An 11,078-nucleotide genomic window follows, 5' to 3' on the forward strand; every position below is an offset into this window, starting at 1 on the left:
TGACCGAGGTCATGGGTGCCGGAATCCAGGAAGAGCGGGTCAAGTCGGGCCCCTCCGTCCTGACGCCGTACGGCGCGAACACCGCCGAGGGTGACAAGGAAGTGGCGACGCAGGCGCTGAACCGCGAGCTGCAGGACAAGGGCTTCCTCGTCACCTCCACGGCCGACATCATCAACTGGGCGCGCACCGGCTCGCTGCACTGGATGACCTTCGGGCTCGCCTGCTGCGCCGTCGAGATGATGCACTCGTCGATGCCGCGCTACGATCTCGAGCGTTTCGGCACCGCGCCCCGCGCCAGCCCGCGCCAGTCGGACCTGATGATCGTCGCCGGCACCCTGACCAACAAGATGGCCCCCGCGCTGCGCAAGGTCTACGACCAGATGCCCGAGCCGCGCTACGTGATCTCCATGGGCTCGTGCGCAAACGGCGGCGGCTATTACCACTACAGCTACAGCGTGGTGCGCGGCTGCGACCGCATCGTGCCGGTCGACATCTACGTCCCCGGCTGCCCGCCCACCGCCGAGGCGCTGCTCTACGGCATCCTGCAGCTGCAACGCAAAATCCGCCGCACCGGGACAATCGTCCGCTGACGGTCGCGCGTCCGCGGGGACAGGAGGACAGATGCCCGATACCACCCAGATGACCGACGCCCTCAACGAGCTCGGCGGCCACATCGAGGCCCGCCGCCCCGACTGCGTCGCCGCGTGGCAGGTCGACCACGGCGAGCTGACGGTCACCGTCGCGCTCGCCAACCTCCCGGGCTTCGTCGAGTTCATCAAGACCGACGCGACCTGCCGGTTCTCCACGCTCGTCGACATCACCGCCGTCGACCACCCGGGCCGCGCCAAGCGCTTCGACGTGGTCTACCACTTCCTGTCGATGTACCAGAATCAGCGCATCCGGCTGCGCACGCTGGTGCGCGAGGAAGACCTCGTCCCCTCGATCACCGGCATCCACCCGTCGGCGAACTGGTTCGAGCGCGAGATCTTCGACATGTTCGGCATCCTGTTCTCGGGCCACCCCGACCTGCGCCGGCTGCTGACCGACTACGGCTTCCGCGGCCACCCGCTGCGCAAGGACTTTCCCACCACCGGCTACACCGAGGTGCGCTACGACGAGGTGCAGAAGCGCGTCGTCTACGAGCCGGTGAAGCTGGTGCAGGAATACCGCCAGTTCGACTTCCTGAGCCCCTGGGAGGGCGCGAACTACATCCTGCCCGGCGACGACAAGGCCGACGAGGCCAAGGGCTAGCCCCGTGGCGCAGCCGGGCCTCCTCTTCGGCGTGGGCGCGACCAAGGCCGGCACGTCCTGGCTCTATCGCGCCCTGGCGGACCATCCGGAGGCGCGGCTGCCGACGGTGAAGGAAGCCCACTACTGGGACAGCTTCGCCCCCGAGGCGCGGGCGCACCAGGCCAAGGTCTTCCGGCGCCAGCGTGCCGCCTTCGCCCGCCAGCAGGCGCAGTTCGCCGAGGTGGGCAATGCGCGCCGGGCCGACAACTTCCGCCAGCGCGGCGAGGACATGGACGCGCTGATCGAGGTGATCGAGGGGCCGCGCGACGACGACTCGGCCTACCGCGACTGGCTGCTGCGCGACGCCGGGGGCGCCAGGCTCGTCGCCGACCTGACGCCGGCCTACGGGCTGTTGCCCGAGCCGATGCTGGAGCGGATGCTCGCCACGGCCGAGGACGCGAAGGTGATCTACCTCGTGCGCGATCCGCTCGCCCGGCTCTGGAGCCACGTGCGGATGCTGGCCGAGCGCCGGCTCGGCGAGGGCGAGACGCTCGAGGCGAAGGCCAACATGATCCTGTCGCGCATCGTGCGGCAGGGCGGCGAGCAGCACGTCACGGCGCGGGGCGACTACGCCGCCACCGTCGCCCGGCTGCGCCGCGTGGTGCCGCGCGAGCGGCTCATGGTGGCGTTTTGCGAGGAGATGTTCACCCCGGCCGGGTGGGAGGCGATCTGCGCCTTCCTCGGCCTCACCCCGGCGCCGGCGGCGCTCGGGCGGCGGGTGCATGAAGGGCCCCGGGCCGAGATGCGGGAGGACCTCGTGGCTCCCGCGCTCGACCTGCTCGGGCCGCAATACGAATGGGTGGCCGAGCATGTCGGCCCGCTGCCTGCCCGCTGGCAGGCCAATCTTGCGAAGGTGACAGCATGATGGACGGCGCGAAGGGTTTCCAGGACGCCCAGACGGGCGAGCAGAAGATCCGCAACTTCAACATCAACTTCGGCCCGCAACACCCTGCGGCGCATGGTGTTCTCCGGTTGGTGCTCGAGCTCGACGGCGAGATCGTCGAGCGCTGCGACCCGCATATCGGGCTGCTCCACCGCGGCACCGAGAAGCTGATGGAGACCCGCACCTACCTCCAGAACCTGCCCTATTTCGACCGCCTCGACTACGTCGCGCCGATGAACCAGGAGCACGCCTGGTGCCTCGCCATCGAGAAGCTCACCGGCACCGAGGTGCCGCGCCGGGCGCAGCTCATCCGGGTGCTCTATTCCGAGATCGGCCGGGTGCTGAACCACCTGCTCAACGTCACCACGCAGGCGATGGACGTCGGCGCGCTCACCCCGCCGCTCTGGGGCTTCGAGGAGCGCGAGAAGCTGATGATCTTCTACGAGCGCGCCTGCGGGGCGCGGCTCCACGCCGCCTACTTCCGCCCGGGCGGCGTGCACCAGGACCTCCCCGACGAACTCGTCGAGGACATCGACGCCTGGGCCAAGACCTTCCCCGAGGTGCTCGACGACATCGACGGTCTGCTCACCGAGAACCGCATCTTCAAGCAGCGCAACGTCGATATCGGCATCGTCAACGAGCAGGAGATCCTCGACTGGGGCTTCTCCGGCGTCATGGTGCGCGGCTCGGGCCTCGCCTGGGACCTGCGCCGGGCCCAGCCCTACGAGTGCTACGACGAGTTCGAGTTCCAGGTGCCCGTGGGCAAGAACGGCGACTGCTTCGACCGCTACCTCGTGCGGATGGAGGAGATGCGGCAATCGACGCACATCATCCGCCAGGCCTGCGAGAAGCTGCGCCGCGAGCGCGGCGACGTGCTCGCGCGCGGCAAGGTCACGCCGCCCTCGCGCGCCGACATGAAGACCTCAATGGAATCGCTGATCCACCACTTCAAGCTCTACACCGAAGGCTTCCACGTCCCCGAGGGCGAGGTCTACTGCGCCGTCGAGGCGCCCAAGGGCGAGTTCGGCGTCTACCTCGTCGCCGACGGCACCAACCGGCCCTACCGCGCCAAGCTGCGCGCCCCGGGCTTCCTGCACCTGCAGGCGATGGACCACATCTCCAAGGGCCACCAGCTGGCCGACGTCTCCGCCATCATCGGCACGCTCGACATCGTGTTTGGCGAGGTCGACCGCTAGGAGGAGCCCCATGCGCCGCGCGCTCATCGCACTCTCCCTGCTGGCGCTCGCCGCCTGCGCGCCGCCGGTGCCGCTGCCGGCCGGCATCAGCGCGGCCGACGTCGCGCTGTTTCGCGGCGCGGTCGAGCGCGCGGGCTGCACCGTCGCCACCGACGCGCAGGCGGGGAAGGTGGAGCAGGCGACCGGCTTCGCGCCGGACAAGCTGCGCAGCCTGACCGAGCACCTCGCCCGGCGCGGCGAGCTGGTCCAGGCCGCGCCCGGCGGCTTCCGCCTGAGCACCGGGAGCTGCGCGGCGGCGTGAGCGGCCCGGCCCCGCACCAGCCACGCGGCACGACCGGGGCAGGGGCCCCGGCACCGTCGCGCCTTGACCCTCACTCCGCGCTTGGGCTACCCCGCCTGCGAGTTGCGGCCCCGCGCGCCGCGCGCCATCACCGGAGCCTGTTTCGATGCTGAGACGTCTGCACCACGAGCAGCCTGAATCCTTTGCCTTCACCGCCGAGAACCAGGCCTGGGCCGAGGCGCAGATCACCAAGTATCCCGCCGGCCGCCAGGCCAGCGCGATCATCCCGCTGCTGTGGCGCGCCCAGGAGCAGGAGGGCTGGCTGTCGCGCCCCGCGATCGAGGCGGTCGCCGAGATGCTGGGCATGGCCTACATCCGCGCCCTCGAGGTGGCGACCTTCTACTTCATGTTCCAGCTGCAGCCCGTGGGCTCGGTGGCGCACGTGCAGGTCTGCGGCACCACGTCGTGCATGATCTGCGGCGCCGAGGAGCTGATGGAGCTGTGCAAGACCAAGATCGCCGCGCGGCCGCACGAGCTGTCCGCCGACGGCCGCTTCTCCTGGGAGGAGGTCGAGTGCCTCGGCGCCTGCGCCAACGCGCCGATGGCCCAGATCGGCAAGGACTATTACGAGGACCTGACGCCGGGCAAGCTCGAGGGCCTGCTCGACGAGATGGCCGCCGGCCGCGTGCCGACGCCGGGCCCGCAGAACGGCCGCTACGCCTCCGAGCCGGCCTCGGGGCTGACCTCGCTGAAGGCGTACGAGGAGGGCCGTGACGGGCTCAACGCCTCCGCCCGCCTCGCCGCCGACATCGGCGACACGATCAAGCGCATCGACGGCACCGAGGTGCCGCTGCGCACGCCCTGGCAGCAGGCCGACGAGGACACCGACGCCGACGGGCGCGACGAGCTCCTCGGCCCCAAGGGCCCGACCGCGCCACAGGGCGGGCGCAGCGACGCCGATGCCGCTCCGCCCCGCAACGTGGGCGAGGCGAGCGACAAGACCTCCGAGGCGCCCGGCGAGGCGCCCGAGACCGAGGCGCTCGGCCACCCCGAGGCCGACGTCGAGCCGGCCCACGACGAGCGCACCGCCGAGTCGGAGCCCGGCGCCCCCGTCGACCCGCCCGAGGACCGCAAGCCCGCGCACGGCAGCGCCCCCGACAACACACCGCTGCAGCCCGCCGAGGGCGATGACGCGGCCACGTCCGGGGAATCCGCGCCGCGGCTGCTCGACGCGCCCGAGGGCGAGGCCGACGACCTCAAGCAGCTCAAGGGCATCGGCCCGCAGCTCGCCCGCCAGCTCAACGAGCTCGGCATCTACCACTTCTCCCAGATCGCCGCGTGGGGCGAGAAGGAGATCGCGTGGGTCGACGCCCGGCTGAAGTTCAAGGGCCGCATCGAGCGCGACGGCTGGGTGCAGCAGGCGAAGGACCGCGTCGAGAGCTGAGACGCTGCAGGGGGCCCGCGGGCCCCCTCTTGGCCTGACGGCCAATTCACCCCCGCGGATATTTCGAGAACAGAGACGGGACGGCGCGCCGCGTGGCTGTCTCTGTCCTGCAAATATCCCCGCCGGAGGCGGACCCGCGCCGGCGCGCCTCGCGCTCGTGGGGGTGGCGCGCTATGGTGGCGTGAAAATGTGCCGCAACCGGAGGGTCGTCCATGTCTGCCAGGTCAGAGAAAGAGCAGTGCCGCAGCCGGTGCTGGGTCATCGGCGCCGGGGTCGGCGTGGTGGTGATGCTGGCGAGCTGGGTGTTCGGCTGGCTCGGCTTCCTGCCGGGGCTGCTGGTCGGCGTGCTGGTGTTCCCGGCGGTGGCGTTCGCGATGATCCAGGCCGTGTGCAATCGGGGCGCCGAGGCCGGTGACGCCCCGGCGGGCGTGCCGGGCTCGCCCGCGCCGCCGGTGTCGGCGCCGATGAGCCCGGAGCAGGTCTCTGTGGCGGAGGCCGAGGCGGAGCGGGCCGAGCTGGAGGACGAGCGGGGCGCCGACGCAGGGCCCGAGCCCGAGACCGAGCCGGACGCGGCGGCGGCGCCGGTGGCGGGGCCGCTCGGCTACGAGGACGCGCCGGGGGTGGTCGAGGTGCCGGAGGCGGAAGAGGCCGCGAGGCACGAGGAGCGCCGGGAGGACGCGGCGCCGCATCCCGACGAGGCCGCGCCGGACCCGGCCCTCGGGGCGCCGGTGGAGACGCCGGAGCCGGACTTCGCCGCGCCCGCCGACGACGCCGACCCCGAGGAGGTCCCGGAGCCGACTTCCGGCGCGGGCAGCGAGGGCGGCGATCTCGAGGCCGAGCTGGACGCGCCCGGCGAGGCCGACCGGCCGCCGCTGCTCGAGGCGCCGAGGGGCGGGCAGGCGGACGATCTCAAGCGCATCCGTGGCATCGGGCCGAAGCTCGAGCGGGTGCTCAACGAGATGGGCATCTACCACTTCGACCAGATCGCCGGCTGGGGCCCGCGCGAGCTGGCCTGGGTCGACGACAACCTGCAGGGCTTCCGTGGCCGCGCCAGCCGTGACCGTTGGGTCGAGCAGGCGCGCGCAATTTCCGATCCCGCGTAGTTCGTGCGCGACGGACGCGGCGTCAGGTAGTAAGGGGTGAGACATCAACATCTTCCACCTCGGGGCCACCTGACCATGAGCAGCCGGCATGTCGCGCGCGACATCACCTACGCCACCTCCGCCGCCACCCGCTCGGGGCGGGCCATGATCCGGGTCATGGAGAACGCCACGGGGCGGATTTCGCTCGTGCGCCGGGCGCGGGGCTACGACCTCGAGGTCGCCGAGGGGCGCGACTTCTGGCAGGTCATCACCGACCGCTACGGCCTGAGCCTGGACGTCGTCGGCGGCAGCCTCGCGTCGATCCCCGCCGAGGGGCCGCTGGTGGTGGTGGCCAACCACCCCTACGGCGTGCTCGACGGGCTGATGATGGGGCGCATCCTGAGCGCCCGGCGCGGCGGCGATTTCCGGGTGCTCGCGCACCGGATCTTCCGCAAGTCGCCCGACCTCGAACGGGTGATCCTGCCGATCTCGTTCGACGCCACGAAGGAGGCCGCGCGCGAGAACCTCGAGACGCGCGCCGAGGCGCTGCGCTACCTCGGGCAGGGCGGGGCGATCGGCGTCTTCCCGGGCGGCACCGTCTCGACGGCGGCGCGGCCGTTCGCGCCGCCGATGGATCCGGGCTGGCGGACCTTCACCGCCAAGATGATCGCGCGCTCCGACGCGACGGTGGTGCCGATCTTCTTCGAGGGCGCCAACAGCCGGCTGTTCCAGCTCGCCAGCCACGTCCACCAGACGCTGCGGATGGGGATGCTGATCCGCGAGTTCCGCAGGCGTGCGGGCACGCCGGTGCGGGTGGTCGTGGGCGCGCCGGTGCCGCGGGAGGCGATCGCGGCGCGGCGGGGCGATGCGCGGGCGCTGATGGCGTACCTGCGGCACTGCACCTACGCGCTCTCGCCGCGGCCGGTATGCGCGGACTCTCTGGGATTCGAGTTCGAGGCCAAGTACAAGCCGCGCCACAGCGGCCGAGCAGGAGGCAGGAGCGATGGCAGTCGGGATCTTCGATAGCGGGCTGGGCGGGCTCACCGTCCTGGAGGCGGTGCAGAAGCGGCTGCCCGAGGTGCCGTTCGTCTACATGGCCGACAGTGCGCACGCGCCCTACGGGGTGCGCGACGCCGACGACATCTACGATCTGACCACCGCCTCCGTGGCGCGGCTGTTCGAGGCCGGCTGCGACCTGGCCATCCTGGCCTGCAACACCGCCTCGGCGGCGGCGCTGCGGCGGATGCAGGAGAGCTGGGTGCCGCCGAACAAGCGAGTGCTCGGCGTCTTCGTGCCGCTGATCGAGGCGCTGACCGAGCGGCAATGGGGCGACAACTCGCCGCCGCGCGAGGTGGCGGTCAAGCACGTGGCCCTGTTCGCCACCCCCGCCACCGTGCGCGCCCGCGCCTTCCAGCGCGAGCTCGCCTTCCGCGCCATCGGCGTCGACGTCGAGGCGCAGGCCTGCGGCGGCGTGGTCGACGCGATCGAGGAGGGCGACATGATCCTCGCCGAGGCGCTGGTGCGCAGCCACGTCGACGCGCTGCTGCGCAAGATGCCCGAGCCCGACGCCGCGGTGCTCGGCTGCACCCACTATCCGCTGATGGCGGAGGTGTTCCAGGACGCGCTGGGGGCCGGGGTCAACGTGTTCAGCCAGGCCAACCTCGTGGCGGAGAGCCTGGCCGACTATCTCGAGCGGAGGCCGGAGATGATCGGCGAGGGGACGCAGGGGGCTTTCCTGACGACGGGGGATCCGAAGCGGGTCTCGTCGCGGGCGACGCAGTTCATGAAGAAGAGCATCACGTTCGAGAGTGCGTGAGGCCGGCGGATTGAGCCGACAGGCCGCCGGGGGGCCGGGCTGAAGCCCGGCCTGCGGGATGCGCGTGCGACGACGGCTGTAGGCCAGGCTTCGGCCCGGCCCGAGCACAAGGTGCCCGCGCGCGGTTCCCTTGGCCGTTCGGAAGGCTTATCTAGCGCGCACACATCGTCAGCGGGCAGGGCAAGGGCAGACATGACAGCGAAGATCGCCATCCTCGGAGCATCGGGCTACACGGGCGCGGAGCTCGTCCGCTACATCGCGACCCACCCGGACATGGAGATCGCGGCGCTGTCGGGCAATTCCAAGGCCGGGATGGAGATGGCGCAGGTCTTTCCGCACTTGCGCCACCTCGACCTGCCGAGGCTCACCACCATCGAGGAAATCGACTTCGCCGGCATCGACCTCGCCTTCTGCGCGCTGCCCCACGCCACCAGCCAGGCGGTCATCGCCGAGCTGCCGCGCGACCTCAAGGTGGTGGACCTCTCCGCCGATTTCCGCCTCCGCGACCCGGCCGCCTACGAGAAATGGTACGGCAAGCCCCATGCCGCGCTCGAGCTGCAGAAGGAGGCCGTCTACGGCCTCACCGAGTTCTACCGCGACGACATCCGCGCCGCCCGCCTCGTCGCCGGCACCGGCTGCAACGCCGCCACCGGCCAATACGCGCTGCGCCCGCTGATCGAGGCCGGGGTGATCGACCTCGACCGGATCGTCATCGACCTCAAGGCCGCGGTCTCCGGCGCCGGGCGCTCACTCAAGGAAAACCTGCTCCACGCCGAGCTGTCGGAGGGGGCACATGGCTACGCGGTCGGCGGCATCCACCGCCATCTCGGCGAGTTCGACCAGGAATTCAGCGCCATCGCCGGGCGCGAGGTGCGGGTGCAGTTCACGCCGCACCTGATCCCCGCCAACCGAGGCATCCTCGCCACCGTCTACGTCGAGGGCGAGGCGGCGGCGGTCCACGCCGCGCTGGCGGAGCGCTACGCGGAGGAGGAATTCCTCGTGGTGCTGCCCGAGGGGGAGCATCCGTCGGTCCGCCACGTGCGCGGCTCGAACTACTGCCACCTCGGCGTCGTGGCTGACCGCATCCCCGGCCGCGCCATCGTCATCGCCGCGCTCGACAACCTCGCGAAGGGCTCGTCGGGCCAGGCGATCCAGAACGCCAACCTGATGCTCGGCCTCGAGGAGGGCACGGGGCTTCGCCTCGCGCCGCTGTTCCCGTGAAGTCGCTCAAGAAAACCCGGCGAATCCAGGTGATCGTCGTCGCCTTCGTCGCGCTCGCGGGGGCGACGGCGCTGATCGGCTACGGGATGCGCGACGGGATCAACTTCTTCCGCTCGCCCTCCGAGGTCGCCGCCGCGCCGCCCGCCCCCGACGAGGTGTTCCGCCTCGGCGGCCTCGTCGTCGAGGGCAGCATCGTGCGCGACGCGGGCGAGACGGTGCGTTTCGAGGTGACGGACGGGGCGGAGACGATCCCCGTCACCTACACCGGGATCCTGCCCGACCTGTTCGCCGAGAACCAGGGGATGATCGGGCAGGGGGTCTATGCCGGGGGCACCTTCGAGGCCCGCGAGATCCTCGCCAAGCACGACGAGACCTACGAGCCCAAGGAGGTCCGCGACGCGCTCGAGGCGGCGCGTGCAGGCGCAACGGACGGCGCGGCAGCGGCGAATTAACCCCGCCGGCGCAGGATGCCCCTCGTCAGCGACAGGCGGGGGGATCATGCCGACAGTCCAACAGATCGCCAGCGAGATCGTCGCCCGGGAGGGCGGCTACGTGAACGACCCGGACGATCCGGGCGGGCCGACCAAGTTCGGCGTCACCCTCGCCACCCTGCGCCGGCTGGGGATCGACCTCGACGGCGACGGGCGCGTGACGGCCAACGACGTGCGCCGCCTCGACCGCGACCGGGCGGTGGCGATCTTCGTGGCGCACTACTTCGAGCGGCCGGGCATCGGCGAGCTGCCCGCGCCGCTGCAGCCGTCGGTCTTCGACATGTACGTCAATTCGGGCGCGAACGCGGTGAAGATCCTGCAGCGCCTGCTCGGGCAGATGCGCCTGCCCGTGGCCGTCGACGGGATCATCGGCCCCGAGACGGCCGGCGCGGCCCACCGGGCGCAGGCGGCGGCGCCCGACCATCTCGTCGACGCCTACGGCATCGCGCGGCGCAACTACTACTACGCCCTCGCCGATCGCCGCCCGGCCTCGCGCAAGTACGCGCGCCGGCGCGACGGCGGCAAGGGCGGCTGGATCCGGCGCGCCGAGACGTTCATCTCGCCGCGCTTCCATCTGAGCGACGCGGCGCACAGGGCGAGGGTGGCGCAATGGGGCTGATCTCGGGGATGTTCGAGCTGCTGTTCGGCGGCGGGCGCAACGCGGTGGCCGAGACGCTCGGCGTGTTCCGCGAGAACGCCGAGGCCGGCGCGGCGCGCGAGGCGTCGACGAAGGACGCGGCGCTGGCGCAGTTCGCCGCCGAGTTCGTCCGTCCGAGGAAGGGGCTGTTCGACCGGGTGATCGACGGGCTGAACCGGCTGCCGCGCCCGATGCTGGCGTTCGGCACGCTGGGGCTGTTCGTGGTCGCCATGGCCGACCCGGTCTGGTTCGCGGGGCGGATGCAGGGGCTGGCGCTGGTGCCCGAGCCGCTCTGGTGGCTGATGGGCGCGATCGTCAGCTTCTACTTCGGCGCGCGCCACCAGGCCAAGGGGCAGGACTTTCAGCGCTCGGTCGCCGAGACCGCGGCGCGCGCGGGCGCGGTGCAGGCCAACATCCGCTCGCTCGAGCGACCGGAGGAGCCGGTGGGGCCGCAGCCGGACGTTTCGGATAACCCGGCGCTCGCGGAGTGGCAGGCGGGAGTGGCGCGGTGAGCGATGAGCGGCAGCGCCTGACGGAGCAGCGCCTCGCGGCGCTCGAGACGCGCGGCGCGGTGGACGACGTGCACCGGGAGAACGTCGAGAAGCGGCTGTCGGAGATCGAGGACGCGCTGAAGTGGCTGGTGCGGTTGATCCTCGGGGTGCTGATCGCGGCGGGCACGGCCTTCGCGCTGCGCGGTGGGTTGGCGTTGGTTTGAAGGCGAGGGCGCGGGGGGTGCCG

14 protein-coding genes are annotated in these 11,078 nt (G+C 71.7%); all 14 read left to right on the top strand.

The annotated features are described in order from the left end of the window. Nucleotides 1–11 precede the first annotated feature (11 nt). The 14 genes from OG2516_RS01295 to OG2516_RS01360 all read left to right on the top strand — a co-directional run bounded on the left by OG2516_RS01295 (nt 12) and on the right by OG2516_RS01360 (nt 11,055). Entirely contained in the window at nt 12–590 is a 579-nt protein-coding gene (locus OG2516_RS01295; RefSeq protein ID WP_050769134.1) for a NuoB/complex I 20 kDa subunit family protein, read from the top strand. A gap of 49 nt (nt 591–639) precedes the next feature. Then, nucleotides 640–1,251: an NADH-quinone oxidoreductase subunit C gene (locus OG2516_RS01300; protein ID WP_040615289.1), complete on the top strand. Its 612-nt coding sequence runs from the start codon at nt 640–642 to the stop codon at nt 1,249–1,251. Between the two features lie 4 nt (nt 1,252–1,255). Next, a complete protein-coding gene (locus OG2516_RS01305; RefSeq protein WP_007253782.1) occupies nt 1,256–2,155 on the top strand; it encodes a sulfotransferase in 900 nt (299 codons plus the stop codon). Next, nucleotides 2,155–3,369 carry an NADH-quinone oxidoreductase subunit D gene (locus tag OG2516_RS01310; RefSeq protein ID WP_007253783.1) on the top strand — a complete coding sequence of 405 codons (1,215 nt, stop codon included), beginning with the start codon at nt 2,155–2,157 and terminating at the stop codon, nt 3,367–3,369. The genes OG2516_RS01305 and OG2516_RS01310 overlap by 1 nt, the downstream gene beginning before the upstream one ends. 10 nt (nt 3,370–3,379) lie before the next feature. Further along, on the top strand, nt 3,380–3,670 hold the full coding sequence (locus tag OG2516_RS01315; protein WP_007253784.1) for a hypothetical protein: 291 nt from the start codon (nt 3,380–3,382) through the stop codon (nt 3,668–3,670). A gap of 145 nt (nt 3,671–3,815) precedes the next feature. Continuing rightward, entirely contained in the window at nt 3,816–5,093 is a 1,278-nt protein-coding gene (locus OG2516_RS01320; RefSeq protein WP_007253785.1) for an NADH-quinone oxidoreductase subunit E, read from the top strand. Between the two features lie 212 nt (nt 5,094–5,305). After that, nucleotides 5,306–6,196, top strand: coding sequence for an NADH-quinone oxidoreductase subunit E (locus tag OG2516_RS18820; protein WP_156799255.1), 891 nt, complete (start codon nt 5,306–5,308; stop codon nt 6,194–6,196). Between the two features lie 75 nt (nt 6,197–6,271). Continuing rightward, the gene (locus OG2516_RS01330; protein WP_007253787.1) at nt 6,272–7,201 is read left to right on the top strand and encodes a lysophospholipid acyltransferase family protein; all 930 of its coding nucleotides are present in this window, start codon (nt 6,272–6,274) and stop codon (nt 7,199–7,201) included. Next, nucleotides 7,179–7,991 carry a glutamate racemase gene (locus tag OG2516_RS01335; protein ID WP_007253788.1) on the top strand — a complete coding sequence of 271 codons (813 nt, stop codon included), beginning with the start codon at nt 7,179–7,181 and terminating at the stop codon, nt 7,989–7,991. The genes OG2516_RS01330 and OG2516_RS01335 overlap by 23 nt, the downstream gene beginning before the upstream one ends. Before the next feature lie 192 nt (nt 7,992–8,183). Then, nucleotides 8,184–9,212: an N-acetyl-gamma-glutamyl-phosphate reductase gene (gene argC / locus OG2516_RS01340; protein WP_007253789.1), complete on the top strand. Its 1,029-nt coding sequence runs from the start codon at nt 8,184–8,186 to the stop codon at nt 9,210–9,212. Continuing rightward, nucleotides 9,209–9,664 (top strand): cytochrome c maturation protein CcmE, encoded by a 456-nt coding sequence (gene ccmE, locus OG2516_RS01345; protein WP_007253790.1) that lies wholly within the window; start codon nt 9,209–9,211, stop codon nt 9,662–9,664. Before argC ends, ccmE begins: the two co-directional genes overlap by 4 nt. Before the next feature lie 46 nt (nt 9,665–9,710). Further along, nucleotides 9,711–10,322 carry a holin-associated N-acetylmuramidase gene (locus OG2516_RS01350; protein WP_007253791.1) on the top strand — a complete coding sequence of 204 codons (612 nt, stop codon included), beginning with the start codon at nt 9,711–9,713 and terminating at the stop codon, nt 10,320–10,322. After that, the gene (locus tag OG2516_RS01355; RefSeq protein ID WP_007253792.1) at nt 10,313–10,852 is read left to right on the top strand and encodes a holin family protein; all 540 of its coding nucleotides are present in this window, start codon (nt 10,313–10,315) and stop codon (nt 10,850–10,852) included. Before OG2516_RS01350 ends, OG2516_RS01355 begins: the two co-directional genes overlap by 10 nt. Beyond that, the gene (locus OG2516_RS01360; RefSeq protein ID WP_007253793.1) at nt 10,849–11,055 is read left to right on the top strand and encodes a hemolysin XhlA family protein; all 207 of its coding nucleotides are present in this window, start codon (nt 10,849–10,851) and stop codon (nt 11,053–11,055) included. The genes OG2516_RS01355 and OG2516_RS01360 overlap by 4 nt, the downstream gene beginning before the upstream one ends. Nucleotides 11,056–11,078: the final 23 nt, after the last annotated feature.

It is taken from the genome of Oceanicola granulosus HTCC2516 (genome assembly GCF_000153305.1).
Taxonomy (GTDB): Bacteria; Pseudomonadota; Alphaproteobacteria; order Rhodobacterales; family Rhodobacteraceae; genus Oceanicola; species Oceanicola granulosus.